Raw genomic sequence first — 26,443 nt, 5'->3', positions numbered from 1 at the left:
TCTCCTAGGGGGCGGTCCCGTGACTCTACCGGCGCACGGCCGACGATCGATCGCGACCTCACAACGATTCGGACACGGTACCTTGCCGCCCGGTCAGGGCTTCTTCTTGTGACCGGGGGCGTTCCCGCTGTTGCCGGGCGCCGTCGGCTCCGGCGCAACCTCGGGCTCCGGCTCGGGGACGGGCGGATCGATGACCGGCGGTGCCGGGTCCGCTTCGGCCTCGGGCGGGGCATCGGCTTCTTCGACCGGCTCGATCGTCGGGGAGGGCGTCGGGGTCGGCGCCGGGGTGGAGGTCGTGGGGACCGGCGTGGGAAGGCGCTGCTCCGAGACCGGCGCGGGCTCGTCGGCCAGCACGTCGGGCCGCTGCGACATCGCGAAGATCGTGGTCACGACGACCAGCAGCGACAGCGCGAGCGCCCCGCACAGCGCGCCGAGGCCGAAGGTCTGGACGCGGCGCGACCGCGACAGCTCGCGCACGGTGTGCACGGCGGCGGCACGGCGGGTGGACGGCGCGAGGGGCTCCGACCCGCTCGACGGCGTCGACTCCATCACGCTCCTCGGCGGCGAACACGTGCGGGGGACACGCACGCGAGAGTTTACGGGACCGGCCCGCTGCGGGCACCCGGTTCGCGAGACCCTGGCCCGATGTCGGCGCAGGCGACCAAGATGGAAGGGTGGGTGACGTCCTCGAGCGATTCGGTCCTGCCACGCAGGACTGGTTCCGCGGCGCGTTCCACGCCCCCACCGAGGCGCAGAAGGGCGCCTGGCAGGCGATCTCTGCCGGCAAGCACGCGCTCGTGGTGGCGCCGACCGGCTCGGGCAAGACGCTGTCGGCCTTCCTCTGGGCGATCGATCGGGTGTTCCACGACAAGGCCGCGACGACGGCATCCACTCCCCCGTCGGGCAAGAGGAAGAGAGCGGATGCCGCACCTCAACCGGCCACGCGGATCCTCTACATCTCGCCGCTCAAGGCACTGGGTGTCGATGTCGAGCGCAACCTGAGGTCGCCCCTCGTGGGGATCGGGCAGTCGGCGCGGCGTCTGGGCCTGACGGTGCCCGACGTGACCGTGGGCGTGCGCTCGGGCGACACCCCGGCGGGCGACCGGCGCAAGCTGGTGCAGGCGCCGCCCGACATCCTCATCACGACCCCCGAGTCGCTCTACCTCATGCTCACGAGCCGCGCCGGCGAGACGCTGCGCGACGTGCACACCGTCATCGTCGACGAGGTGCACGCGGTCGCTGCGACCAAGCGCGGCGCGCACCTGGCCGTGAGCCTGGAGCGGCTCGACGCGCTGCGGCGCTCCTTCGCGCCCGACGCGCCGCCCGCTCAGCGCATCGGGCTGTCGGCGACGGTGCGTCCGATCGACGAGGTGGCGCGTTTCCTCGGCGGCGCCGAGCCGGTCGAGATCGTGGCGCCCAAGGCGAGCAAGGCGTTCGACATGAAGGTCGTCGTCCCCATCGGCGACATGCTCAATCCGCCCCCGCCGCCGAGTGCGTACATGTCACCCGACGGGGATGCCGCACCCGCCGCGGACGCGGACGACGAGACGGTCGACGAGGACTGGTTCGCCGACGGGTCCTCGGGCGCCCGGGCCTCGGGCGCGGGCGAGACCGAGATGACCGGATCCGTCTGGCCGCACGTCGAGGAGGCGATCGTCGACCGCATCCTGCAGCACCGGTCGACGATCGTGTTCTGCAACTCGCGGCGCCTGGCCGAACGACTCACGGGACGCCTCAACGAGATCTACTCGGAGCGGCTCGGACTGGACCTTCCTGACCCCGGCGTTCCCGCCGCCATGATGGCCCAGGCGGGCGCGACCGCCGGCGCGGATCCGGTGCTCGCGAAGGCGCACCACGGCTCGGTGTCGAAGGAGCAGCGCGCCCAGGTCGAAGAAGAGCTCAAGTCGGGCGTGCTGCGATGCGTCGTGGCGACCTCGAGCCTGGAGCTCGGCATCGACATGGGCGCCGTCGACCTCGTGATCCAGGTCGAGGCGCCGCCGAGTGCGGCATCCGGCCTGCAGCGCATCGGACGCGCGGGTCACCAGGTGGGCGAGGTCAGCCGCGCCGCGCTGTTCCCCAAGCACCGCAGCGACGTGCTGCACACCGCGATCGTGACCGAGCGGATGCTCGCGGGTCAGATCGAGGCCATCGCGATCCCGCAGAACCCGCTCGACATCCTCGCGCAGCACACCGTCGCCGCCGCGGCCGTCGGGCCGGTCGACGTCGAGGGCTGGTACGAGACCCTCAAGCGCAGCGCGCCGTTCCGCTCGCTCCCCCGCTCGGCGTACGAGGCGACGCTCGACCTCATCGCCGGCAAGTTCCCCTCCGATGAGTTCGCCGAACTGCGCCCACGCGTCGTGTGGGACCGCGACCTCGGTGTGCTCACCGGTCGCCCGGGCGCACAGCACATCGCGGTGACCAGTGGCGGGACGATCCCCGACCGCGGACTGTTCGGCGTGTTCGTGGCGGGCGAGTCGCAGAACGCGCGCGTCGGCGAGCTTGATGAAGAGATGGTCTACGAGTCTCGCGTCAACGACGTGTTCACGCTGGGGACGACCAGCTGGCGGATCGTCGAGATCACCCACGACCGCGTCAACGTCGTGCCCGCCTTCGGTCAGCCCGGCAAGGTGCCGTTCTGGCACGGCGACGGGATCGGCCGCCCCGCCGAGCTGGGCGAGGCGCTCGGCAGGTTCTCGCGCGAGGTCGCCACGGCGAAGCCCGACAAGGCCGAGGCGCGGCTGCGCGAGGCCGGGCTCGACGACTTCGCGCAGGACAACCTGCTCGCCTACCTGGCCGAGCAGCGCGAGGCCACCGGCACGCTCCCGACCGACCGTCAGCTGACCGTCGAACGCGGCCGCGACGAGGTCGGCGACTGGCGCGTGATCCTGCACTCGCCGTACGGCATGCAGGTGCACGCCCCGTGGGCGCTGGCCGTCAACGCGCGCATCCGCGAGCGGCTCGGCGTCGAGGGATCCGCGGTCGCGAGCGACGACGGCATCATCGCGAGGATCCCGGATGCGACCGCCGAGCCTCCGGGGGCGGACCTGTTCGTCTTCGACCCCGACGAGCTCGACCAGATCGTCACCGAAGAGGTCGGCGGCTCGGCGCTGTTCGCATCGCGGTTCCGCGAGTGCGCGGCGCGGGCGCTGCTCATGCCGCGCCGCAACCCCGGCAAGCGCACGCCGCTGTGGCAGCAGCGGCAGCGCTCGGCGCAGCTGCTGGAGGTCGCCCGGCGGTACCCGACGTTCCCGATCATCCTCGAGACGCTGCGCGAAGTGCTGCAGGACGTCTACGACGTCCCCTCGCTCCTGCGGCTCATGCGCGGCATCGGCGAGCGCCGCATCCGCCTCGTCGAGACGGAGCCCGCGCAGCCGTCGCCCTTCGCGCGCGACCTGCTGTTCGGCTACGTCGGCGCCTTCATGTACGAGGGCGACTCTCCCCTGGCCGAGCGCCGTGCCGCCGCCCTGTCGGTCGACCCCGCGCTCCTGTCAGAGCTGCTCGGCAAGGTCGAGATGCGCGAGCTGCTCGATCCCGACGTGATCGCCCAGTTCGAGCGCGAGGCGCAGCGCCTCGACCCCGAGCGCCGCGCGCGCGGCGTGGAGGGTGTGGCCGACCTGCTGCGCCAGCTCGGCCCGCTCGACGCCGCCGAGGTGGCAGCACGCCTGGAGCCGTCGGGTGATGCCGACGCGGCACCGCTCGCCGAGGCATCCGCTCATCTCGACGCCCTCATCACGGCGCGTCGTGCGATCCCGGTGACGATCGCCGGCGCGAACCGCGTGGCCGCCATCGAAGACGCGGGACGCCTGCGCGATGCGCTCGGGGTGGCGCTGCCGGTCGGCATCCCGACGGCGTTCCTCGAACCGGTGGCCGACCCCCTCGGCGACCTCGTCGCCCGCTACGCCCGCACACACGGTCCTTTCCGGGCGGATACCGCGGCCGACCGCTTCGGCGTCGGCGTCGCGGTCGCGCGGCTGACCCTGCAGCGTCTCGAATCGCAGGGTCGCGTCGCCTCGGGATACTTCCTGCCCGAGGCGTCGACCGGCTCAGGAACCACGAGCGCCACCGCTTCCGACGACGCGGAATGGTGCGACAGCGAGGTGCTGCGTCGCCTGCGGATGCGCTCGCTCGCGGCGATCCGCGGCACCGTCGAGCCGGTCTCTCAGCACGCGTACGGGCGGTTCCTGCCGGTGTGGCAGCACGTGACCCGCCCGCTGGAGGGAGTCGACGGCGTGGCCGCGGTCGTCGAGCAGCTCGCCGGCGTCCCGATCCCCGCGAGCGCCTGGGAGTCGCTGATCCTCCCGGCCCGGGTGTCGGACTACAGCCCGGCGATGCTCGACGAGCTGACGTCGACCGGCGAGGTCGTGTGGTCGGGTCACGGGAGCCTCCCCGGACGAGACGGGTGGGTCGCCCTCCATCCCGCCGACGCCGTCCCGCTGACCCTCGCCCTGCCCGACGACGCCGACGAGGTCGCACCAGGCTCGCTCGATGCCCAGCTGCTCGCGGCGCTAGAGGGCGGCGGTGCGTACTTCGCCGCGCAGCTGCGGCAGGCGACGGGGGCCGAGAACGAGCAGTCCGTGACCGAAGCGCTCTGGCGGCTGGCCTGGTCGGGCCGCGTCACGAACGACACGTTCGCGCCCGTCCGGTCGCTCGTGTCGGGCGGATCGCAGGCGCACCGTGTCACCCGGCGCACCCCCCGCGCCCGGCTCTACCGCGGCGCCCCGGGCAGCATGAGCGTGGCGGTGCGGGCGGTGTCGGCATCCCTCCCCGCGCGAGCGCCCTCGGCCGGAGGCCGCTGGTCGCTGCTGGCCGCACCCGAACCCGACGCCGCGCTGCGCGCCACGGCCAGCGCGAGCCTGCTGCTCGACCGCTACGGCGTCGTCACGCGCGGGGCCGTCCAGTCCGAAGGGGTCCCCGGCGGTTTCGCGCAGACGTACCGCGTGCTCGCCGGGTTCGAGGAGGCGGGGCACTGTCGCCGCGGGTACGTGATCGAGAAGCTCGGCGCAGCGCAGTTCGCGGCCTCGGCCACCGTCGACCGCCTGCGCGAGTTCGCGGGACTCACCGATCCCCCGCCGCTGCGGGCGGTGACGCTGGCCGCCACCGATCCGGCCAACCCGTACGGCGCGGCCCTCGCGTGGCCCGCCCTCGAAGGGGTCGGGCACCGGCCAGGACGCAAGGCGGGTGCGCTCGTCGTGCTGGTGGACGGCGCCCTGGCCCTGTACCTGGAGCGAGGAGGCAAGTCCGCGCTCGCCTTCACCGGCGACGAGGCGACGCTCGAAGCCGCCACGCGCGACCTGGCGGGAACGGCCCGTGCCCGGCGCCTCGACACCCTCACGATCGAGCAGGTCAACGGCGCGTTCGTCTACGGGACCTTCCCCACGCCCCCTCCAGGCGCCGCCGGCGCGTCGCCCGGAGCCTCCGGGCGCGTGGGCCCAGTCGGGCGCGCGCTGCGCGAGGCCGGATTCGTCGAGTCCCCTCGGGGGCTCACCCTCCGCCGGCTGACCGCGGGCGACGCCGTGCGCGGAGCCGCCCGTGCCTGAGGGCGACACCGTCTTCCAGGCCGCGCGGCGACTCGACCGCGCACTCGCGGGCGCGACCGTCACGCGGTTCGAGCTGCGGGTTCCGCAGGCGGCGACGGCGGACCTGCGCGGCGAAATCGTGCACGGCGTCGTGAGCCGCGGCAAGCACCTGCTGCATCGCATCGGCGACTGGACGCTGCACTCGCACCTCAAGATGGAGGGCGAGTGGCACGTGTACCGCCGTGGCGAGCGCTGGCACGCTCCGGGATTCCGAGCGCGTGCGGTGATCGGCGCGACGGCGCCCGACGGCACGGAGTGGGAGACTGTCGGCTTCGACCTCGCCGACATCAAGCTCGTGCCGACGGCGGCCGAGGACGAGCTCGTCGGCTACCTCGGCCCTGATCCGCTCTCGGACGCGTGGGACGCGGGCGAGGCGGCGCGACGGCTGCACGCCGACACCCGTGCCGTGCATGTCGCGCTGCAGGACCAGCGGAGCATCGCCGGCTTCGGCAACGAGTACGTGAACGAGATCCTGTTCGTGCGCGGCATCCTCCCCACGACGCCGGCGAACGAAGTGGATGCCGCCGCCGTCGTCGATCTCGGCGCCCGCATGATCCGCGCCAACCGCGACCGCGTCGATCGCACCTTCACCGGCGACGCGCGCCGCGGGCGCACGACGTGGGTCTACGGTCGCGACGGTCGACCGTGCCGTCGCTGCGGAACCCTCATCAGGCGCTCCGCGCTCGGCGCCGACCCGACGCGCGAACGCAACGTGTTCTGGTGCCCGACCTGCCAGCACTGACGCCCGCAGGTCACGATGGTGCAACGGACGGTTTGTCGTCCGACGGCGAGGCAGGAGGCATCCAGGATGCGACTTCTCGTCGAAACATCGCGGATTCCTCGGCTTCACACTGACCCGGACGATCTGTCGCACCGCGCGCACCCGTCGGCTCGGATCGTCCTGTTTCGTCGTGCGGCGGATTGCACCGGGGCACGCCCCGATATTGAATACCCCCACACCCGATAGGCCGCGCACCGTCGCACGGCCCGCGACACGAAGGACCTCACGAGTGACGACGTCCACAGGCACGGCGCCCGCCTCGGCGGCGATCCCGGCAGACCAGGTTCCCCCCGGCGGCGACGCGGCGCGCGGGGCGGTGCTGCTCTCGGGCATCACCAAGCACTACGGCGACCAGCTCGCCGTCGACGACCTGTCGCTGACCATCCAGCCCGGCGAGTTCATCTCGCTGCTCGGCCCGTCGGGCTGCGGCAAGACGACCACGCTCCGCATGATCGCCGGGTTCGAGCAGCCGGATGCCGGTGACATCCGCATCTCGGGCCAGTCGGTGCTCGGCGAGCCGCCGTACCGGCGCAACGTCAACACGGTCTTCCAGGCGTATGCGCTTTTCCCGCACATGACGGTGGCCGAGAACGTGGCGTACGGGCTGCAGCAGCGCAAGACGCCGAAGGCCGAGATCCGCACGCGCGTGTCAGAGGCCCTCGACCTCGTCCAGATGCGCCAGTTCGCCGACCGCAAGCCGACCCAGCTCTCGGGCGGACAGCAGCAGCGCATCGCGCTGTCGCGCGCGCTGGTCAACCGCCCCGCGGTGCTGCTGCTGGACGAGCCGCTCGGCGCGCTGGACCGGCAGCTGCGAGAAGAGATGCAACTGGAGCTGAAGCTCCTGCAGTCACGCCTGGGCATCACGTTCGTGTTCGTCACGCACGACCAGGGCGAGGCGCTCTCGATGAGCGACCGCATCGCCATCATGCGCCACGGCCGCATCGAGCAGATCGCCGACGCCGACACCGTGTACGCGCGCCCCGCATCCGCCTACGTCGCGGCGTTCGTGGGCCAGCAGAACTTCTTCACCGGCCCCGTCGCCGAGAGCGGCGCGGCCGTCGAGGCACCCGAGGGCCTGGTGCGGGGTGCGACGGCCGAGCTCACCGGCGTCGCGCGCGGCCAGGCGGCGGTGCGTCCCGAGTTCGTGCGCATCACCGCCGAGTCCACCGCCGATCCTGCCGGCGCGGCATCCCCCGTCAATTCCGTCCGCGGCACCCTCCTGGGCGTCGCACACCTCGGCGAGACCATGCAGTACCTCGTGCAGGTCAGTGACGACAAGAGCCTCATCGCGCGCCGCCCCACCCCCGAAGCGCCCTCGCTGTCGGTCGGCGACGCGGTGGTGTGCTCGTGGGATGCCGCGAACGTGCTGCTCTTCCCCGCCGACGACGCGGCGGCCGACGGCGGCTATGTCGCCCCGCCTGCCGTCTGAAACCGCCCTCGCACCCGCGAACCCCAGTGTCCGAGAACCAGGAGTCCTGAGATGCCCGAGTCCCCGATCCGCATCCTCGCCAGCGCCGAGGCCCTGCCCACCATCCGCCGCGAGCTGAGCCGCCGCGGCTTCCTCGGCATCGCCGCGGCCGCCGGCGCCGCGGCGATCCTCACCGCCTGCTCGCCGGGCGGAGGCACGTCGGCTGCGCCGCAGGCGACCGGCGGCGCACTGGAGGACAAGCTGTCGATCTACACGTGGGGCGACTACGACAGCCCCGACGTCATCGACGCCTTCACGAAGGAGCAGGGCCCGACCGTCGAGCTCACCTCGTTCAACTCCAACGAAGAGATGATCGCCAAGCTGACCGCGGCCAAGGGCACCGGCGGCTACGACATCGTGGTGCCGACCGGGGTCTACATCCAGCAGATGGTGCAGAACGGGCTGCTGCAGAAGCTCAACCTCGATCTGATCCCCAACTTCAAGAATCTCGACCCGGCGTTCGTCGGCCGGGCCTGGGACCCCGACAACGAGTACTCCATCTGCAAGGACTGGGGCACGACGGGCTACGTCTACGACAAGACCGTCATCACGCGCGAGCTGTCGACCTGGGCGGACTTCCTCGATGCCGCGCAGAACGAGGCCAGCGGCAAGACGTCGATGCTCGACGACGCGAGCGAGCTCACCGGCGCGTACTTCTGGGCCAACGGCATCCCGTGGACCACGACCGACGAGGCCGACCTCGACGCCGCCGAGGACTTCCTCGTGAACACGCTCGCGCCGCACATCGAGGCGTTCGACTCGTACCCCGGCGGCGGTGCGATCCAGCAGGCGTCGCACGTGCTGATGCAGGCGTACAACGGCGACGTGCGCCTCGCGCTGATGGAGAGCAGCGAGCCCGACCGCTGGCAGTGGGTGCTCGCCGGCCCGAAGACCGAGATCTGGATGGACAACTGGTCGATCCCCACGGGCGCCCCCCACCCGGAGGCCGCGCACGCGTTCATCGACTACGTGCTCGACCCTGAGGTCTCGCTGCAGGAGCTCGACTACATCGGCTACCACACGGGCGTCGCCGACATCGAGCAGGCCGCCGCGGACGCCGGCCTGGAGATGCTCGACATGGTGTTCTTCACGCCGGAGCAGCTGGCGACGATGGAGGAGGGCGAGGTCAACGACGCGCTCGCGCGCGCCGTCGACATCTACAACAAGGTGAAGGCGGCGGCGGGTGCGTAAGAAGGCGGGCATCGCCCTCGCGTTCCCCGCCTGGGCCTGGCTGCTGTTCTTCTTCGTCATCCCGGTCGGCTACGTCGTCTGGTTCAGCTTCGGGTACAAGCCGGGCATCTTCGGCACGCACGCCAATGACGTGCTGTCGTTCGACCGCTACCTCGAGGTGCTCACGCCGACGTTCTTCGCGACGTTCCAGAACACGCTGTGGATCGGCATCGCCGGCACGCTCGCGTGCCTGGCGATCGGCGCGCCGGTGGCGTACTGGATGGCGGTCAAGGCACCGCTGTCCAAGCGCGGGCTGCTCGTGGCGCTCGTGATGGTGCCGTTCTGGACGAACTTCCTGGTCCGCACGATCGGCTGGCAGATCATCCTCGCCCCCAACGGCTGGCTCTCGGGGGTCATGCAGGCGCTGGGGCTCGGGCCGCTGGAGATCCTGTACACGCGCCCCGCGGTGCTGCTCGGCGTGATCTACAACTACCTGCCGCTCATGATCCTGCCGCTGTTCGTCGCGTTCGACCGTGTCGGCCCCGCGTTGCGCGAGGCGTCCAAGGACCTCGGCGCCGGCCGGTGGACCACTTTCCTGCGGGTCACGCTCCCGATCTCGCGTCCCGGCGTGCTGGCCGGCGTGCTGCTCGTGTTCATCCCTCTCATGGGCGACTACATCACCGCCACGATCCTCGGCGGTGCGAAGGGCAACATGATCGGCCAGATGGTCGCGACGCAGTTCCAGACCGCGCAGAACTGGGCGCTGGGCTCGGCGATGGCCATCATGCTGATCCTCATCGTGCTGCTCACGACCGCCGTCGGGATCGGGCTGATGTGGCTCATCGGGCTTCCGATGCGCCTGCGCAACCGCGTGGTGCTCGAGCCCGTCCCGACGCCCGCCGCACCCGTGGCCGTCGCATCCGCCGGAGGTGCCGCATGACCGCCACCGACACGCGCACGATCCTGTCGGCGAAGAGCGCGGTGACCCCGCGCGCCAAGCGCAATCGCGGCGACCTCGGGTTCACGATCTGGGGCATCGCGGTGCTGGTGTTCCTGTTCCTGCCGATCGCCGTCGTGGTCGTGTACTCGTTCAACGTCGGGCGCCTGCTGACGTCGTTCACGCAGTTCGGCTTCGACTCGTTCGCCGCGATCGTCACCAACGAAGTCGTCCGCAACGCGGTGCTGATCTCGGTGCAGACCGGCTTCCTCGCGGCCGTGCTCGCCTCGGTTCTCGGTACGCTCGCCGGCATCGCGATGGCCCGCCACCCCGGCAAGTGGGTGTGGTGGTTCCTGGTGCTGCTGCTGCTCGTGTCGGTGACGCCCGAGATCGTCGACGCCGTCGCGCTGCTGCCGTGGCTCGTGACCCTCGGCCAGGACTGGGGCATCGCCTTCTTCAACAACGGCATCTTCCGGCTCGTGATCGGCCACTCGCTGTTCTCGATCGCCGTCGTGTCGTACCTGGTGCGCGCCCGCCTCATCGGACTCGACGCGCAGCTCGAAGAGGCCTCGGCCGACTTGTACGCACCGCCGCTGACGACGTTCCGCCGCGTGACGCTGCCGCTCGCGATGCCGGCGGTGCTCGCCGGATTCCTGCTGTCGTTCACGCTCAGCCTCGACAACACGGTCATCGCGGCGTTCGTCTCGGTGGCGGGCTCGACGCCCTGGCCGGTGTACATCCTGGGCGCGGTGCGCACGGGCCTGCGCCCCGAGATCGCCGCCGTGTCGACGATCATGCTGCTGCTCACCCTCATCGCCCTCGCCGTCGTGGCCATCGTGCTCAAGCGCGCCGGCGATTCCGCCGCCGACATCGCCCGCACCATGGCGGGCGGTTGATCGGGATGCCGGACCGCTAGGCCGACCGTCCGCTCGCCCGTCCGCACCCCCGCCATCTGATCCCGCGAGGGGTCATCCGACCGACGAGGGGCCGGTGCTCATGCATCCCCTCGTCCCTCAGCCGGCCCCTCGCGGACTGGGCCGGAACCACGACACGAAGGAGTCCCATGCCGTACGCCGACCTCGTCTTCACGGGCGGTCCTGTCTTCACCGCGAACACCGTGCGCTCGCGCAGCGATGCGGTGGCCGTCGCCGCCGGGCGCATCGTCGCTGTCGGCGGCGACGAGGTGCACGACCTCATCGGCCCGTCGACCGAGGTCGTCGACCTCGGGGGCAGGATGCTGCTCCCGGGGTTCCAGGACGCGCACGTCCACCCGGTGTGGGGCGGGCTCGACATGCTCCGCTGCGATCTGTCGGCGCTCGACTCCGCCGACGCCTACACCGACGCCATCGGCCGCTACGCGCTGGAGCATCCGGAGGACGCGTGGATCCTCGGCGGCGGCTGGGGCATGTCGGCGTTCCCGGGCGGCACGCCGACGGCATCCCTCCTCGACACGGTCACCGGCGACCGGCCCGCGTTCCTACCCAACCGCGACGGCCACGGCGCGTGGGTGAACTCGGCGGCGCTGCGCCTCGCCGGCATCGACCGCGACACCCCCGATCCGGCCGACGGACGCATCGAGCGCGACGAGGCGGGCAACCCGTCGGGCACACTGCACGAGGGCGCGATGACGCTCGTCAACCGCCTGCTTCCGGCGGAGCCGGCCGAGCGCATGGTCGACGCCCTGCTCACCGGTCAGCGCTACCTGCACTCGTTCGGCGTGACCGGCTGGCAGGACGCGATCGTCGGTTCCTACGGGGATGCCGGAGACCCAGGCCCCGCGTACCTCGCGGCGGCGGCCGACGGGCGCCTCACCGGCCGCGTGGTGGGCGCCCTGTGGTGGGACCGCACAGCCGGGCTGGAGCAGATCCCGTTCCTGCTCGAACGCCGCGAGCAGTACCGCGGCGGCCGTTTCGCCGCGACCAGCATCAAGGTGATGCAGGACGGCGTGGCCGAGAACTTCACCGGTTCGATGCTCGAGCCCTATCTCGACGGCCACGGGCATCCGACCGACAACTCGGGGATCTCGTTCGTCGCGCCCGACATCCTCAACGAGGCCGTGCCACTGCTGGATGCCGCCGGGTTCCAGGTGCACTTCCACGCCATCGGCGACCGCGCCGTGCGCGAGTGCCTGGATGCCGTCGAGCACGCGATCGCCCGCAACGGCCGGGGCGACAACCGCCACCACATCGCGCACATCCAGGTGGTGCACCCCGAAGACATCGCGCGCTTCCGCGAGCTCGGGGTGGCGGCGAACATGCAGTCGCTGTGGGCCACGTACGAGCCGCAGATGGTGGAGCTCACGCTGCCGTTCTTCGGCCCGGAACGTTCGGCGTGGCAGTACCCGTTCGGCGACCTGCTGCGCGCGGGCGCGGTGCTCGCCGCGGGCAGCGACTGGTCGGTCTCGACGCCGGATCCGATGGCCGCGATCCACACCGCCGTCAACCGCAAGGCCGCACCGGGGTACGAAGAGGGCGACTACGACCCCTTCTACCCCGAGCAGGCGATCGACCTGGCGACCTCGCTCACGGCCTACACCGCCGGGTCGGCGTGGGTGAACCACCTGGACGACGTGACCGGCACCGTCGAGGTCGGCAAGTACGCCGACCTCGTGGTGCTCGACCGCGACCCGTTCGCGGGCTCCGCCGACCAGATCGGCGCCACCCGCGTGCTGCAGACCTTCGTCGAGGGCGAGCGGGTGTACGCGGCACCTGACGCCTGAGCCCGCCGACGTTCCCGCGCGCACCGGTGCTCAGACCCGCGCCAGTTCCTGCAGCACGCCGACGTGCTCGGGCGTCCAGCCGAGCTCGCGCGCCTCGGCGCCGTCGGCCGCCTGGTCGAGCAGCAGCGCATCGGCGAACGCGGCGCCGAGGCGAGCGCGGGTTGCGTCGACGGACTCGGCCGCGACGGTCGCTCCCGTGGCCTCGGCGACCTCGCGCACGCGGACGGGCGCGCCGTCGCTCGCGATCAGCCGGCCGACCGGGACAGGGTTCGTCACCGCCAGCAGGTACAGGCGGGCGAGGTCGTCGACGTGAACCCACGTCCAGCGCTGCGAACCGTCGCCGACGAGGGTGAGCGCGCCGTCTGCCGTGCGCGGAGCATCGACGATCACCGACACGAGCCCCTTCCCCTGCCCGTACACGACCCCCGGCACGACGATCGTGGCGGCCACTCCCGAGGCGAGCAGACGCTCCTCGATCGGGACCCGCCACGCCACGAGGCCGGCCGGATCCGGCGTGTCTGAACTGTGGATGCCGGCGCCTGCGCCGTACTCCCAGATTCCGCTGGTCAGCACGAACCGCCGGTCCGTCCCGCGGTAGGCGCGCTCGGCGGCGTCGACCACTGCGACATTCAGGCGTTCGGCATCGCCCGACGCCGCGGTGTGGATCGCGGCATCCGTCCCCTCGAGCAGACTCGTCAGCCAGTCCGCGTCGTGCAGGTCGCCGACGACGGGCGTGGCGCCCTTCGCCGCGACGGTCGCCGCGGCCTCATCGCTGCGCACCGGCGCGAGCACGTCGTGGCCGGCGTCGAGGAGGGTGTCGAGGACGGCGGAGCCGATGTAGCCGGTCGCACCGGTCAGTAGGATCTTCATGCCGTTCACGGTAGGGCCGACCCCGTCGGTTACTTCAACGGAACTTCCCCGGAGGTGACCCCGTATGACGACCGTCGAGTGGGATGTGACCAGCCCCTCCTGCCCGAGCCGGGTGATCCTCTCGCGCATCGGGGAGCGCTGGACGATGTTCATCGTGCTCGCGCTGTCCGAGCGCACGATGCGGTTCTCCGAGCTCAAGGATCGTCTCGGCCGGGTCTCTCCGAAGGTGCTCACCGAGACGCTGCGCGCTCTCGAGGCCGACGGGCTGGTCGCGCGCCGGTCGTTCCCCGACTCGCCGCCGCGGGTCGAGTACGCGCTCACCGATCTCGGAAGGTCGCTGCTCGGGCCGATCGCCGCGATGCGGGCCTGGGCGGAGCAGCACGTGCCCGAGGTTCTGGAGTCCCGCCGACGGGCTCAGGGCGACTGAAACAGCGACCTATGCTGTATCGGTGACCCGACTGCTCCTGCTCATCGACATCCAGCGCGACTACTTCCCCGGCGGCCGTCACCCGCTGGTCGGATCGGATGCCGCCGCCGACGCGGCCGCGCGCCTGCTGGGCGCCTTCCGTGCCACGGGTGAGCGCGTGGTCCACGTGCAGCACATCTGGGACGGACCGGATGCCGCCTTCTTCGAGTCCGAGACGCCCGGGGTCGAGTTCGACGCGCGTGTGGCACCCGACGGTCAGGAGCATGTGATCGTCAAGCACGAACCCAACGCGTTCCTCGACACCGGCCTGGAGTCGCTGCTGCGCGCCGCCGAGGTCGACGAGATCGTCGTCGCCGGCATGATGACGAGCATGTGCGTCGACGCGACCGTGCGCGCGGCGTCGGATCTCGGCTTCATCCTCGCCGTCGCACAGGACGCGTGCGCCGCCCCCGACCTGATGCTCGGCGACGTGACGGTTCCGGGCGCGCAGGTGCACACCGCGTTCCTCGCTGCCCTGGCCGGCACGTACGCGCGCGTGGCCCCCGTCGACGCGCTGATCGGCGAGCTCAGCGTCGTCTGAGCAGCGCGACCGCATCCCGACAATCCGTCCGGATGCCTCAGATATCTCCGACACCGGCCCTCCCCTCCGCCGCCGCCCTCGGGTGAGGATGGGAGAAACCAACGCATCGGAGTTGATCACCGTGGGCACGACCGTCTTCGAACGACAGCGGCCGCAGGCATCCGTCATCCGCCATTCGCTCGCCGACACCAGACATTCCGTCTTCTGGCGCGACGACCTTCCCGAGTCGCTGACCCCCGACCGGCCTCAGCTGGTGGGCACGCACCGGGCCGACCTCGTGATCGTCGGCGGTGGATACACCGGCCTGTGGACCGCGCTGCTGGCGGGCGAGCGGATGCCGGGCGCGAAGATCGTCGTCGTCGAGGCGCAGCGCGTCGGCTGGGCGGCTTCGGGCCGCAACGGCGGATTCTGCGAGTCCAGCCTGACTCATGGCCACGAGAACGGCATGGCGCGCTGGCCGAACGAGATGCCGCTCATCGAGCGGCTCGGCCTCGAGAATCTCGATGCGATCCAGGAGTCCGAGTCGAGATACGGCATGGACTTCCAGTTCGAGCGCACCGGGCAGCTCGCACCCGCCGTAGAGCCGCACCAGGTGGAGTGGCTCAAGGAGTGGGCCGCCGAAGGCGAACAAGGCGTGGTCTACCTCGACGAGGACGAGGTGCGCGCCTCGGTGAACTCTCCCACGTACCTCGCGGGCGTGTGGGAGAAGGACGCGTGCGGCATGGTGCATCCCGCCCGCATGGCGGCAGAGCTCGCCCGCGTCTGCGAGGAGCGCGGTGTCGAGATCTTCGAGCGGTCTCACGTCACCGGGCTCGACACGTCGGGCCCCGGGGTCGTCGTGATCACGGAGCACGGCCGGGTCGAGGCATCCCGAGCCGCTCTCGGAACGAACGTCTTTCCGTCGCTGCTCAAGCGGAACCGCCTGATGACGGTGCCCGTGTACGACTACGTGCTCATGACCGAGCCGCTCTCGGACGAGCAGCTCACGTCGATCGGCTGGAACGACCGCCAGGGCATCGGCGATCTGGCGAACCAGTTCCACTACTACCGGATCACTCGCGACAACCGCATCCTGTTCGGCGGGTACGATGCCATCTACTACTACGGCCGGCGCGTGGAGCCGGGCCACGAGCACCGCCCCGAGACGTGGGAGAAGCTCGCCGGCCACTTCTTCACGACGTTCCCTCAGCTGGAGGGTCTGCGCTTCACCCACCAGTGGGCGGGTGCGATCGATTCGTCGACGCAGTTCACGGCCTTCTTCGGCACCGCACGCGAGCGCCGGGTCGCGTACGCTGCCGGGTTCACGGGTCTCGGCGTGGGGTCGACCCGCTTCGCCGGCGAGGTCATGCTCGACCTGCTCGACGGCGTCTCGAACGAGCGCACCGAGCTCGAGATGGTCCGCAAGCGCCCCATCCCCTTCCCGCCCGAACCGGCTGCGTCGCTCGCGGTGAACACGGTGCGCTGGTCGCTGGACCGCGCCGACCACAACTTCGGCAAGCGCAACCTGTTGCTGAAGACCCTCGACGCCCTCGGGCTGGGGTTCGACTCGTGATCCTGGCTCAGGATGCCGCGTCCCTCGCGATCCCGCTGGAGCCGCTGCCGTCCGGCCAGGTGCTGTCTGGTTCCCCGCTGGCGGGCTTCATCGAGCTGACCGAGACGACGGGCGTCTGGGAGCACACGCCCGGCACCTCGACGGACGTCGAGGCCGACGAGGTGTTCGTCGTCCTGTCTGGTTCGGCGACCCTGTCGTTCACCGACCCTCCGCTCGACCCGGTCGAGCTGCGCGCCGGTGCGGTGGTGCGGCTCACCGAGGGCATGCACACGGTGTGGACCGTGCGCGAGACGCTCCGGAAGGTCTACGTCGCCGGCTGATCGGGCCTGTTCGTCGGGAGAGAGACGAAGCCCCGGCGGCACGAGCAGCTCCGCGTCAAGGCGGCGCCGGTCGACGCTCTGCCGCCCCGCGCGACCGGATGGTAGCGTCGCGCCGTGCGCCTCCGATCCGAGCCTGCGACCGACCGCCCCTGGCGTCGCCGCGGCGCCGTCGCATCCGCCTGGATCCGCGTACGGCGGGCGGTTCGGCCTCCCGTCGTCGTGACGCCGTCGGGCCCCGACGTGCGCAAACTGCACGACGTCGAGATCCCGATGCGAGACGGGACGATCCTGCGTGCGAACGTTTACCTTCCCCGCGACGGCGGACCGCTCCCCGCGCTCCTGTGCGCCCACCCGTACGGGAAGGACGCACTGCCGCAGCGACGTGGACGCGGATACCGAATCAACCCGCAGTTCCGGATCCTGCGCCAGACGGGCACCGTCCGCATCTCGGACGAGACGAGCTGGGAGGCGCCGGATCCGTCGCAGTGGGTGCCGCGCGGCTACGCGGTCGTGAACCTCGACGTGCGAGGCGCCGGCCACTCCGACGGCGTCGGATCGCTGCTGAGCGACGCCGAGGCGCAGGATGTCTTCGACGCCATCGAGTGGATCGCCCAGCAGGATTGGTGCAGCGGCCCCGTGGCGATGCTCGGTGTGTCCTACCTCGCGATCTCGCAGTACAAGACCGCCGCGCTGCACCCGCCGCATCTGCGGGCGATCGTGCCGTGGGAGGGCTTCACGGACGCCTACCGCGACTTCTTCTACCCGGGCGGAGTCCGGGAGGTCGGCTTCTCGCGGCTGTGGACGACCGTCATGCGCCGGTCGACGCGGATGTCGCCCGACCTCGGCCGGGAGGCGGTGGCACGGCGTGACGACGACGCCTGGTGGCGATCGCTCGCTCCGGACCTCGAACGCATCCAGACGCCGATGCTGGTGTGCGGCAGCTTCTCGGATGCGAACCTGCACACCCGCGGCAGCTTCCGGGCCTTCGCCGAGGCGTCCTCCCACGAACGCCACCTGTACACCCACCGCACGGGCAAGTGGGCGGCGTTCTACAGCGACGGCGCCATGGCCGTGCAGCAGACGTTCCTCGACGCGCACCTCAAGTGCGTCCCCGCCGAATTGCCTCGGGTGCGACTCGAGGTGCGCGACCGCGGCGATCGCATCCACGAGGTGCGTGGCGAGGACGCGTGGCCTCCGCCGGGACGATCGCTGACGCTGCACCTGCAGGCGGACGGGCGGATGTCGCCCGCCCCGGCCGAGGCCGCGGCATCCCTCGCGTTCCCCTCTCGTCGCCGCGCTGCGCGGTTCTCCTGGACGTTCGACGAGGACGTCGAGGTGACCGGAGATGCCCGCGTGCGACTGCGGGTCAGCGCCGCATCGGAGGGGCCGCTGTCGCTGTTCGCCGGCCTGTCGAAGTGGACCGACGGCGAGTTCGTGCCGTTCGAGGGGTCGTACGGGTTCGGCCGCGACCTGGTCACGACCGGCTTCCAGCGCATGACCGCGAGCCGCGAACCGCGGGAGGTCGAGATCGCCTTCGCCCCGTCGGCGACCTTCTTCCGTGCCGGAGACGAGCTTCGGCTGCACGTCGCGGGCCGCCAGCTGTCACCGCGCAACCCGCTGTGGGGTGCATTCCCCGCGCTGTACCGCTCCAGCCGTCGCGTCATGATCCGGCTTCATTCCGGCCCCGAGCAGCCGCAGGTACTCGAACTGCCGATCGCCGCCGGCGGGCGGTGAACCCCGCCGCCGGTGCGACGATGGAGGCATGCGTGCTGTCGTCTACGACGCCTTCGGTGTCGCTCCGGAGGTTCGTGACGTGCCCCTGCCGACTGCTCCCCACGGGGGCGTCGTCGTCGAGGTGCGCGCGACCGGGCTGTGCCGCAGCGACTGGCACGGGTGGGCTGGGCACGACGACGACATCGCGCTCCCCCACGTGCCCGGACACGAGCTCGCCGGCGTCATCGCCGAGGTGGGCGCGGGAGTCGAGAACTGGCGGATCGGGGACCGCGTCACCGTGCCGTTCGTCTGCGGCTGCGGCCGCTGCGAATGGTGCATTCAGGGCGACGCGCAGGTGTGCCCCGAGCAGACGCAGCCCGGCTTCACGCACGACGGGTCGTTCGCGGAGTTCGTCGCGCTGCACGCTGCCGACGCGAACCTCGTGGCCATTCCCGAGTCGGTGAGCTTCGAAGCGGCGGCCGCTCTCGGCTGTCGGTTCGCCACCGCCTATCGCGGACTCGTCGGCCGCGCCCATCTCGCGGCGGACGAATGGGCCACGATCGTCGGCGCCGGCGGCGTCGGGCTGAGCGCCGTCGTGATCGCCAAGGCCCTCGGCGCCCGGGTGATCGTCGTCGATCGCCACCAGGCGGCGCTGGATGCGGCATCCCTTCTCGGCGCCGACCACACCGTTCTCGCCGACGGCCGCGATGTGCCCGCGCTCGTCCACGAGCTGAGCCTCGGCGGAACCCACGTGTCGGTGGATGCCGTCGGCAGCGAGCAGACCTGCACCGACGCGATCCACAGCCTGCGGCGGCGGGGACGCCACGTGCAGATCGGCCTGCTCCCGCCGGTCACGGGTCACCCGCGGGTGCCGATGTCGCGCGTGATCGGATGGGAGCTCGACCTGCTCGGCAGCCACGGCATGGCCGCCGTGGACTATCCCGGGATGCTGGCACTGATCGCGTCGGGCGCCCTGCACCCCGAGGCGCTCATCGAGCGCGTCGTGGGACTCTCGGAAGCGGCAGAGCTGCTGCCCGCGTTCGACCGGGCGACCCCGGCCGGCATGACGATGATCGACCCGAGGCGCGCGTGAGTCCTGCCGCAGCTCACCGCTTCAACAGGTCAACCGCCGTTTCGCAGGAGATCTGGCTCCGCAGCCTCCTGAATGAGTGCGGTTGACCTGTTGAAGGGCGCACGTCAGCGCCCGGCGGACCTCCGCACGAGCAGGGCGAGATGCAGGGCCGTCTGGGTCTCGCCGTCGTCGAGGTCGGAGCCGAGGAGCTCCTCGATGAGGGCGATGCGCTGGTAGAACACCGAGCGCGACAAGTGCGAAGCGGATGCCGCCGCCGTGCGGTTGCCGGGGTGCGCGAGCATCGCCTCCAGAACGTCGAGCAGGTCTCCTGACCGCTGCAGGTCGTGCGAGATCAGGGGTGCGAGCATGCGCTCACCGTGCTCGAGCACCCGATGGTCGTCGCGCAGCGCGGTCACGAGCTGCACGAGCGGCCGGTTCTCGGAGCGCCTCAGGTACGGGCCCCGACCCGAACGGCGGCGCCGGCCCCCGGCGAGGTCGACAGCCTCGTGCACCGATGCGAGCGCCTCCTCGATCCCCGACGCGGCACGGCCGACCGACACGACGACGCGCTCCACGTCGGCCGGTTCCACGAGACCGCGCACCAACGTCAGCACCGCCGCGTCGTCGAAGACCGCATCCGGCGGCAGCGAGACCAGCATCGTCGCGCCCACGCCCCCCGCCGGGGCCGAACCCGCAAGGGCACGTCCGCGCAAGGCACGGGTCGCGGCATCCGCTCGCTCCGTCGCGACGGCCGCGCCGGCGATCACCAGCCCGTACAGCCGCGCCCCGCGCAACGGCAGCCCGGCAGCCTCGAGACGTGCGGCCGCTCCTCCGACGCCCGCGAACCGGCCGGCCAGCAGTCCGTCGACCAGACGACGGCGGCCGATGCGCGCCCATTCGTCGGCGTCGCCGTCGGCCAGCCGGCCCACGGCGAGCGCGATCGCGCCCTGCTCGAGCACGGCGGTGCGCCCGGCGGCGTGTTCGGGCCCGGGAAGCGCGATGAGGTTGCCCCAGCGGATGCCTCGGGCTTCGACCGGGACGATGAGCCAGTCGTCGGCGTCCGGTGCGGCACCCCGTTCACGACGGGCGGCGAGGCGACGATGTGCGGTGCGGGACTGGAGCTCCCACTCCGTGAAGAGGTCCTCCTCGAGCGCGAGCGGCACCTCGGCGGCGACGACCTCGTAGCCGAGGTTCTCCAGGACGATCGGAGCGCCGAGCGTCTGCGCGAGCTGATGCACGATGAAGTCGGCGGGCGAGCCGCGCAGCACGAGGGCGGTGAAGCGTTCGCGCACCTCGTCACGGGCGCGCAGCGCGTCGGTCTGACCGGTGATGATGCGGCTGTGCACGGCCTCGGTCAGGGCTACGAACTTCACCTCGCGGTGCAGGACGACCAGGGCGAGCCCACGCTCCCGCGCCGCGTCGACGACCACGGCGGGGACGTAGTGGTAGTGCGTGCCCAGCTCCAACACGAGACCTGAGAGACCGGCATCCACGAGTTCGTCCACGAAGCGGCGGAGGTCCGCCGGCTCGGCCGGCCAGGAAGAGCCCGTCGACAGCAGCAGCTCGCCCCCGTCGAGCAGACGAGCGACACCCGCGCTGTCGGACACGTGGACCCAGCGCACGCGCGCGTCGAGGGCTTCGTCACCGACGAGCACCTCGGGGACCCCGTTGGCAACAGGGTCGAGCGCGATCACCTCGCGCACGGTCGGGAGGGTGTCGTTTGCGGATCGTTCGGCCGGACGATCCGTATGGATCGCTCGATCTTCGCGACGGTCGGGCACCGTGGCCGCCTCTTCTTCTCTGACAGGCTGGGACGCGTCAAGCCTAAGGGATCGTCACACGATCTGTCCGACGCCGAAGGAACTGCCCGATGACCACCGTCGAAACCACTGCCGCGCCCTCTCCCGAGACCGCCCCCGTCCGGGTGATCCCGCACTGGATCGACGGCGCCGAGCACCCGTCGACGAGCGGCCGCACGGCTCCGGTCTACAACCCCGCGACCGGGCAGGTGACCGCGCAGGTGGCGCTGGCGGACCAGGCCGAGCTCGACGCGGCGATCGCGTCGGCGCGTGCCGGTTTCGAGACCTGGAGCGGCTTCTCGATCGCGAAGCGGCAGGCGGTGATGTTCGCGTTCCGGGAGCTGCTGAACGCGCGCAAGCGCGAGCTGGCCGGGATCATCACGTCCGAGCATGGGAAGGTCGTCTCGGACGCGATGGGCGAGATCCTCCGCGGCCAGGAGGTCGTCGAGCTGGCGACAGGGTTCCCGCACCTCATCAAGGGCGCGTACTCCGAGAACGTGTCCACCGGCATCGACGTGTACTCCACCAAGCAGCCCCTGGGTGTGGTGGGCATCATCTCGCCGTTCAACTTCCCGGCGATGGTGCCGATGTGGTTCTTCCCGATCGCGATCGCGACCGGAAACGCGGTCGTGCTGAAGCCGTCGGAGAAGGACCCGTCAGCGGCTCTGTGGCTGGCTGCGCTGTGGAAGGAGGCCGGGCTTCCCGACGGCGTGTTCACGGTGCTGCAGGGCGACAAGCTCGCCGTCGACGGGCTGCTCGAAAGCCCCGTCGTGCAGTCCATCAGCTTCGTCGGCTCGACGCCGATCGCGCAGTACATCTACGAGACGGCCTCGAAGCACGGCAAGCGGGTGCAGGCGCTCGGCGGCGCGAAGAACCACATGCTGGTGCTCCCCGACGCCGACCTCGACCTGGTCGCCGACCAGGCCGTCAACGCCGGGTACGGCGCCGCCGGGGAACGCTGCATGGCGATCTCGGTGGTCCTCGCGGTCGAGCCCGTCGCGGACGAGCTGATCGGCAAGATCCAGGACCGCATCGCGAAGCTGCGGATCGGCAACGGTGCCGGCGTGGACGGCGTCGAACCCGACATGGGACCGCTGATCACCGGCATCCACCGCGCGAAGGTGTCCGAGTACGTCGACATCGCCGAGCAGGATGGCGCGAAGATCGTCGTCGACGGCCGGTTCCAGGTCGACGGCGCCGAGGACGGGTTCTTCTTCGGCCCCACCCTGATCGACGACATCCCCACCACCTCCCGCGCGTACACCGAGGAGATCTTCGGGCCCGTGCTGTCCGTCGTGCGTGTGCAGTCCTACGACGAAGGCCTGGACCTCATCAACTCGGGGCAGTTCGGCAACGGCACCGCGATCTTCACCAATGACGGCGGTGCTGCCCGCCGGTTCCAGAACGAGGTCCACGTCGGCATGATCGGCATCAACGTGCCCATCCCCGTCCCCGTCGCCTACCACTCGTTCGGCGGCTGGAAGAAGTCCCTGTTCGGCGACGCGAAGGCCTACGGCGTGCACGGCTTCGACTTCTTCACCCGCGAGAAGGCCATCACCAGCCGCTGGCTCGACCCCGCCAGCCACGGCGGCATCAACCTCGGCTTCCCCCAGAACAACTGACCGGGTAAAGGAAACCCCGATGACTGACACCCTTCTTGCCGACCTCGAGGCCGACGCGCGCGTGCGCGCGGACGACCGCGGCCACGTGTTCCACTCGTGGAGCGCGCAGGCGCTCATCGATCCGCTGCCCGTGGCGGGCGGCGAGGGCTCGACGTTCTGGGACTACGCGGGCAACGCCTACCTCGACTTCAGCTCGCAGCTGGTGAACCTGAACCTCGGGCACCAGCATCCCGATCTCGTCCGCGCGATCCAGGAGCAGGCGGGCCGTCTCGCGACGATCCAGCCCTCGATGGCCAACGATGTGCGCGGCGAACTCGCACGCCGCATCGCCGAGGTCGCCGGCGACGGGTTCGAGAAGGTGTTCTTCACCAACGGCGGAGCCGACGCCAACGAGAACGCGGTGCGCATGGCGCGCCTGTTCACCGGCCGCCGCAAGATCATGTCGATGTACCGCAGCTACCACGGCAACACGTCGACGGCGATCAGCCTGACCGGCGACCCGCGCCGCTGGCCGAATGAGCCCGCGGACGGCTCGATCGTGCACTTCCACGGCCCGTACCCGTACCGCTCGTCGTTCCACTCCGACAGCCCTGAGCAGGAGACCGAGCGCGCGCTGCAGCACCTCGAGCAGACGATCGTGCTGGAAGGCGCCTCGACGATCGCCGGCATCCTCATCGAGACGATCGTGGGCACCAACGGCGTGCTCGTCCCGCCGCCCGGCTACCTCGCCGGCGTGCGGGAGCTGTGCGACAAGTACGGCATCGTCTACATCGCCGACGAGGTGATGGTGGGCTTCGGGCGTGTGGGCGAGTGGTTCGCGTTCCAGGCGTTCGAGGTGCGGCCCGACCTCATCACCTTCGCGAAGGGTGTCAACTCGGGCTACGTGCCGCTCGGCGGGGTCGTCATCTCGGACCGCATCGCCGCCCACTTCGACACCCTGTCGTTCCCCGGCGGACTCACCTATTCGGGTCACCCGCTGGCGTGCGCGGCGGGCGTCGCGACGTTCGAGGTCTTCGAGCGCGACGGCATCCTCGAGCGCGTGCGCGACCTCGGCTCGCGGATCGTCGAGCCGCGCCTGCGCGAGATCGCCGCGCGCCACCCGTCCGTCGGCGAGGTGCGTGGCCTCGGACTGTTCTGGGCGATCGAACTGGTGCGCGACCGCGAGACGCGCGAGCAGCTCGTCCCGTTCAACGCGAGCGGAGCGGATGCCGCGCCCGTCGCCGCGGTGGCGGCGGCGTGCAAGCGCGACGGCGTGTGGCCGTTCACGCACTTCAACCGCGTGCACGTCGCGCCCCCGCTCGTCATCAGCGAGGACGACCTCGTCCGCGGCCTCGACGTGATCGACCGCGCGCTGTCGGCCGCCGACGAGTACGTCGCGCGCTGACGGCATCCCCTCCGCGAAGGCCCCGCATCTGCACGGATCCGGGGCCTTCGTCGTGCGTGGCCGAATCGATCCGATGCGCGGGAATAGATGAGCCTCACCTCAGGTTGTTCATGTATCCAGCACCATGTGGTGCCGCAGGAGGGGACTGTGGGTAAGAACTACATCGACATCGAGAACGACCAGGGCGAGACGCTGCGCTATCGCAAGCACGTCAATGGTCGTGGCCTCATCGCGCATGGAGCGAAGGTGCACCCGAGCGCCATCGTCGAAGCGGGGGCGTATGTCGAACCGGGCGTGCAGATCGCGGCCGGCGCGCACGTCGGCCGCGGCGTGTGGGTCGAGACGGATGCCGTCATCGGACCCAACGCCGTCATCGAGCCGCACGCGCACATCGGTCCGCGCGCGGCGATCGGCCCGAAGGCCAAGATCGGCGTGCGCACGCAGGTCGGGCACGATGCCCGCGTCGCGGGCGGCTCTCTGATCGGCGACGACGTGACGATCGCCGACAACGAGCGCGTCGCGACCGACAGGCGCGGGCTCCGTCTGGCCGCCTGACGCATCGCTCGACCGCCCCCTGAGCGTGGGGGTGGATGCCGCTAGCCTGGCGCGATGGCACGCACGGGGTCACGGCTCACCACAGTCGTGGTGACGGCCGCGATCCTCGCGATCGCTGCGGTCGCCGCGTGGGCGGCCGCAGACGTCGGGCGCGACGACACCCACGCCGCGGAGCCGGGCGGCAGGGCGACAGCCACGGCCGCCGGCATCCCTTCGCGTCCGGACGACGCCGTCGCGCTCACCGTGACATACGTGTTCGACGGCGACACGATCGAGGTCGCCGAGCCATCGGCGGGCGGGCGCATCCGGGTGCGGCTCATCGGCATCGACACGCCCGAAGGCACGCCGGCACCGGAATGCTGGGCCGACGAGGCCCGTGCGCACCTGGCCGAGCTGCTGCCGGAGGGTGCGACCGTGTGGTCTGCGCCCGATGCCGAGCCGAACGACCGGTACGGGCGGGCACTGCGGTACCTGTGGACCGACGACGGCCGCTTCGTGAATTACGAGCTCGTCGCCGCCGGTGATGCCGAGACGCTGCGCATCGCGCCCAACACCGCGCACGCCGATCTCTTCGCGGCCGCGCAGGTCGAGGCCGAGGCAGTCCGGGCAGGCCAGTGGGGCGCGTGCTGAGGGCTCAGGCGAACGGGAAGAGCACGAACGCGATGAGCGGCAGCATCCCCTGGATGAGCGCCGGCCGCACGTACTTCAGGCCCGTCGTCACCAGCACCAGTGCCGCGGCCACCATCGAGCCGAGCGCGAACAGCACGAGCGCGATGCCGCCTCCGGCGTAGAACAGCACGATGCCGATCACCACGCCGATCGCCAGGAACAGGTTGTAGAAGCCCTGGTTGTACGCCATCGGCTTCGTGATCTCGGCGGCGGCCTGGTCGGCGACGCCGAACCGCTTCCAGATCTTGGGCTGCGTCCACTGCACGCTCTCCATCACGAAGATGTACACGTGCAGCAGCGCCGCCAACGCCGCGAAGACCGTCGCGAGAATCCCCACCATGAGCGAACGATAGCGCCCCGGCTACGCTGAACGGTATGGCGAAGGGCGGGTCGGGCAAAGGGCGAGGGCGGGATGCCGCGTCCCGGCGCCCCGGCGGGCGCCCGGCGCCGTCGGGCAGGAGCAAGAGCGCACAGCCCCGCAAGCCCAAGCCCGCGCAGCCCCGGCCGCCGCAGCCGATTCCGTTCGAGCAGCCGATGCCGGCGACCTTCGCTCTCGGTGCGATCCCCGGGGCCACGCCCGGACGCTGGATCGACACGTGGAACGAGCGGATGCCGCACACCCGGCTCGACTTCGTGCCTCTGGCCGTCGCCGACCAGCGCCGCGCGCTCGTCGACGGCGAGGTCGACGCCGCCATCGTGCGGCTGCCGATCGACAAGGACGGCTTGCACGTCATCCCTCTGTACGACGAGGTGCCGGTCGTGGTGACATCGAAGGACTCGCACCTCCTCGCGGTCGACGAGCTCGACACCGCGGACCTGGTCGATGAGGTGCTGGTGGTTCCGCGCGACGACGTGCTCGGCATCCAGGTTCCCGGCACCGTGGAACCGCGCTTCGCTCCCCCGGCCGACACCGCGGAGGCGATCGCCACGGTCGCCGCCGGCGTGGGGATCGTCGTGGTGCCGATGTCGCTCGCGCGTCTTCATCACCGCAAGGACGTCGGCTATCGCCCGCTCCGCGGCGGGCCCACCTCGACCGTCGCCCTCGCGTGGGCCGCCGACCGCACGAACCCTGCCGTCGACGCATTCGTGGGCATCGTCCGAGGACGCACCGCGAACTCGTCCCGCGGCTGAACCCGGCGGGCGGATACGAGGGGTGCCGCCAGGTCCCCTGCGACACCCCTCGAGGAACCGGCACCGAAGACCCGCATCCCCAGGTGCGGCCCCAGACG

Annotated in this window: 22 protein-coding genes; 18 read left to right on the top strand and 4 right to left on the bottom strand. The window is 71.2% G+C overall.

The features are described 5' to 3' along the window. Window positions 1–93 precede the first annotated feature (93 nt). On the bottom strand, window positions 94–549 hold the full coding sequence (locus tag FB391_RS01270; RefSeq protein WP_141892497.1) for a hypothetical protein: 456 nt from the start codon (window positions 547–549) through the stop codon (window positions 94–96). Between the two features lie 125 nt (window positions 550–674). Here FB391_RS01270 and FB391_RS01265 point away from each other — a divergent pair, with 125 nt between their 5' ends. The 7 genes from FB391_RS01265 (at window position 675) to FB391_RS01235 (ending at window position 12,651) form a co-directional block, all read left to right on the top strand. Next, window positions 675–5,537: a DNA glycosylase AlkZ-like family protein gene (locus FB391_RS01265; RefSeq protein WP_141892496.1), complete on the top strand. Its 4,863-nt coding sequence runs from the start codon at window positions 675–677 to the stop codon at window positions 5,535–5,537. Beyond that, on the top strand, window positions 5,530–6,318 hold the full coding sequence (locus FB391_RS01260) for a DNA-formamidopyrimidine glycosylase family protein (RefSeq protein ID WP_141892495.1): 789 nt from the start codon (window positions 5,530–5,532) through the stop codon (window positions 6,316–6,318). Before FB391_RS01265 ends, FB391_RS01260 begins: the two co-directional genes overlap by 8 nt. A gap of 268 nt (window positions 6,319–6,586) precedes the next feature. Beyond that, a complete protein-coding gene (locus tag FB391_RS01255; protein ID WP_141892494.1) occupies window positions 6,587–7,786 on the top strand; it encodes an ABC transporter ATP-binding protein in 1,200 nt (399 codons plus the stop codon). 51 nt (window positions 7,787–7,837) lie between these two features. Next, window positions 7,838–9,016: a polyamine ABC transporter substrate-binding protein gene (locus tag FB391_RS01250; RefSeq protein ID WP_141892493.1), complete on the top strand. Its 1,179-nt coding sequence runs from the start codon at window positions 7,838–7,840 to the stop codon at window positions 9,014–9,016. Next, window positions 9,009–9,935: an ABC transporter permease gene (locus tag FB391_RS01245; protein ID WP_141892492.1), complete on the top strand. Its 927-nt coding sequence runs from the start codon at window positions 9,009–9,011 to the stop codon at window positions 9,933–9,935. The genes FB391_RS01250 and FB391_RS01245 overlap by 8 nt, the downstream gene beginning before the upstream one ends. Continuing rightward, window positions 9,932–10,828 carry an ABC transporter permease gene (locus tag FB391_RS01240; RefSeq protein ID WP_141892491.1) on the top strand — a complete coding sequence of 299 codons (897 nt, stop codon included), beginning with the start codon at window positions 9,932–9,934 and terminating at the stop codon, window positions 10,826–10,828. Before FB391_RS01245 ends, FB391_RS01240 begins: the two co-directional genes overlap by 4 nt. 167 nt (window positions 10,829–10,995) lie before the next feature. Then, on the top strand, window positions 10,996–12,651 hold the full coding sequence (locus FB391_RS01235) for an amidohydrolase (protein WP_141892490.1): 1,656 nt from the start codon (window positions 10,996–10,998) through the stop codon (window positions 12,649–12,651). A gap of 30 nt (window positions 12,652–12,681) precedes the next feature. On the opposite strand, the gene FB391_RS01230 is transcribed toward FB391_RS01235, so the two are convergent. Next, window positions 12,682–13,521 (bottom strand): NAD-dependent epimerase/dehydratase family protein, encoded by an 840-nt coding sequence (locus FB391_RS01230; RefSeq protein ID WP_141892489.1) that lies wholly within the window; start codon window positions 13,519–13,521, stop codon window positions 12,682–12,684. 64 nt (window positions 13,522–13,585) lie between these two features. Here FB391_RS01230 and FB391_RS01225 point away from each other — a divergent pair, with 64 nt between their 5' ends. The 6 genes from FB391_RS01225 (at window position 13,586) to FB391_RS01200 (ending at window position 19,206) form a co-directional block, all read left to right on the top strand. After that, entirely contained in the window at window positions 13,586–13,948 is a 363-nt protein-coding gene (locus tag FB391_RS01225; protein ID WP_141892488.1) for a winged helix-turn-helix transcriptional regulator, read from the top strand. Window positions 13,949–13,970: 22 nt separating this feature from the next. Next, entirely contained in the window at window positions 13,971–14,528 is a 558-nt protein-coding gene (locus FB391_RS01220) for a cysteine hydrolase family protein (RefSeq protein ID WP_141892487.1), read from the top strand. Window positions 14,529–14,649: 121 nt separating this feature from the next. Next, on the top strand, window positions 14,650–16,080 hold the full coding sequence (locus FB391_RS01215; RefSeq protein WP_141893595.1) for an NAD(P)/FAD-dependent oxidoreductase: 1,431 nt from the start codon (window positions 14,650–14,652) through the stop codon (window positions 16,078–16,080). Continuing rightward, window positions 16,077–16,400: a cupin domain-containing protein gene (locus tag FB391_RS01210; protein WP_141892486.1), complete on the top strand. Its 324-nt coding sequence runs from the start codon at window positions 16,077–16,079 to the stop codon at window positions 16,398–16,400. Before FB391_RS01215 ends, FB391_RS01210 begins: the two co-directional genes overlap by 4 nt. 114 nt (window positions 16,401–16,514) lie before the next feature. Then, window positions 16,515–18,134, top strand: a complete 1,620-nt coding sequence (locus FB391_RS01205) for a CocE/NonD family hydrolase (RefSeq protein ID WP_141892485.1) — start codon at window positions 16,515–16,517, stop codon at window positions 18,132–18,134. Window positions 18,135–18,162: 28 nt separating this feature from the next. Continuing rightward, window positions 18,163–19,206: a zinc-dependent alcohol dehydrogenase family protein gene (locus tag FB391_RS01200; RefSeq protein WP_141892484.1), complete on the top strand. Its 1,044-nt coding sequence runs from the start codon at window positions 18,163–18,165 to the stop codon at window positions 19,204–19,206. A 104-nt stretch (window positions 19,207–19,310) separates the two neighbouring features. Here the strand turns inward: FB391_RS01200 and FB391_RS01195 are convergent, their stop codons facing one another. Further along, window positions 19,311–20,888 carry a PucR family transcriptional regulator gene (locus FB391_RS01195; protein WP_141892483.1) on the bottom strand — a complete coding sequence of 526 codons (1,578 nt, stop codon included), beginning with the start codon at window positions 20,886–20,888 and terminating at the stop codon, window positions 19,311–19,313. Window positions 20,889–21,055: 167 nt separating this feature from the next. Here FB391_RS01195 and FB391_RS01190 point away from each other — a divergent pair, with 167 nt between their 5' ends. The 4 genes from FB391_RS01190 to FB391_RS01175 all read left to right on the top strand — a co-directional run bounded on the left by FB391_RS01190 (window position 21,056) and on the right by FB391_RS01175 (window position 25,175). Then, a complete protein-coding gene (locus FB391_RS01190; RefSeq protein ID WP_141892482.1) occupies window positions 21,056–22,606 on the top strand; it encodes a CoA-acylating methylmalonate-semialdehyde dehydrogenase in 1,551 nt (516 codons plus the stop codon). Window positions 22,607–22,625: 19 nt separating this feature from the next. Then, window positions 22,626–23,990: an aspartate aminotransferase family protein gene (locus FB391_RS01185; RefSeq protein ID WP_141892481.1), complete on the top strand. Its 1,365-nt coding sequence runs from the start codon at window positions 22,626–22,628 to the stop codon at window positions 23,988–23,990. Window positions 23,991–24,137: 147 nt separating this feature from the next. Beyond that, window positions 24,138–24,545, top strand: coding sequence for a transferase (locus FB391_RS01180; RefSeq protein ID WP_141892480.1), 408 nt, complete (start codon window positions 24,138–24,140; stop codon window positions 24,543–24,545). A gap of 54 nt (window positions 24,546–24,599) precedes the next feature. Next, window positions 24,600–25,175, top strand: coding sequence for a thermonuclease family protein (locus FB391_RS01175; RefSeq protein WP_141892479.1), 576 nt, complete (start codon window positions 24,600–24,602; stop codon window positions 25,173–25,175). Between the two features lie 4 nt (window positions 25,176–25,179). On the opposite strand, the gene FB391_RS01170 is transcribed toward FB391_RS01175, so the two are convergent. Then, window positions 25,180–25,554 (bottom strand): DUF1304 domain-containing protein, encoded by a 375-nt coding sequence (locus tag FB391_RS01170; RefSeq protein ID WP_141892478.1) that lies wholly within the window; start codon window positions 25,552–25,554, stop codon window positions 25,180–25,182. 35 nt (window positions 25,555–25,589) lie between these two features. Between FB391_RS01170 and FB391_RS01165 the strand changes: the two genes are divergently transcribed. Further along, window positions 25,590–26,345: a LysR substrate-binding domain-containing protein gene (locus tag FB391_RS01165; protein WP_141892477.1), complete on the top strand. Its 756-nt coding sequence runs from the start codon at window positions 25,590–25,592 to the stop codon at window positions 26,343–26,345. Window positions 26,346–26,443: the final 98 nt, after the last annotated feature.

This window comes from Microbacterium kyungheense (assembly GCF_006783905.1).
GTDB lineage: Bacteria > Actinomycetota > Actinomycetes > Actinomycetales > Microbacteriaceae > Microbacterium > Microbacterium kyungheense.
The sequence above is the reverse complement of the archived record's forward strand: the minus strand, read 5'-3'. Positions and strand labels throughout refer to the sequence as shown.

Excerpts from the sequence above, each read along its gene's own strand:
- FB391_RS01250 (WP_141892493.1), top strand. The coding sequence starts at position 7,838 with ATGCCCGAGTCCCCGATCCGCATCCTCGCCAGCGCCGAGGCCCTGCCC.
- FB391_RS01185 (WP_141892481.1), top strand. The coding sequence starts at position 22,626 with ATGACTGACACCCTTCTTGCCGACCTCGAGGCCGACGCGCGCGTGCGC.
- FB391_RS01190 (WP_141892482.1), top strand. The coding sequence starts at position 21,056 with ATGACCACCGTCGAAACCACTGCCGCGCCCTCTCCCGAGACCGCCCCC.
- FB391_RS01165 (WP_141892477.1), top strand. The coding sequence starts at position 25,590 with ATGGCGAAGGGCGGGTCGGGCAAAGGGCGAGGGCGGGATGCCGCGTCC.
- FB391_RS01235 (WP_141892490.1), top strand. The coding sequence starts at position 10,996 with ATGCCGTACGCCGACCTCGTCTTCACGGGCGGTCCTGTCTTCACCGCG.
- FB391_RS01270 (WP_141892497.1), bottom strand. The coding sequence starts at position 549 with ATGGAGTCGACGCCGTCGAGCGGGTCGGAGCCCCTCGCGCCGTCCACC.
- FB391_RS01170 (WP_141892478.1), bottom strand. The coding sequence starts at position 25,554 with ATGGTGGGGATTCTCGCGACGGTCTTCGCGGCGTTGGCGGCGCTGCTG.
- FB391_RS01240 (WP_141892491.1), top strand. The coding sequence starts at position 9,932 with ATGACCGCCACCGACACGCGCACGATCCTGTCGGCGAAGAGCGCGGTG.
- FB391_RS01225 (WP_141892488.1), top strand. The coding sequence starts at position 13,586 with ATGACGACCGTCGAGTGGGATGTGACCAGCCCCTCCTGCCCGAGCCGG.
- FB391_RS01200 (WP_141892484.1), top strand. The coding sequence starts at position 18,163 with ATGCGTGCTGTCGTCTACGACGCCTTCGGTGTCGCTCCGGAGGTTCGT.
- FB391_RS01230 (WP_141892489.1), bottom strand. The coding sequence starts at position 13,521 with ATGAAGATCCTACTGACCGGTGCGACCGGCTACATCGGCTCCGCCGTC.
- FB391_RS01175 (WP_141892479.1), top strand. The coding sequence starts at position 24,600 with ATGGCACGCACGGGGTCACGGCTCACCACAGTCGTGGTGACGGCCGCG.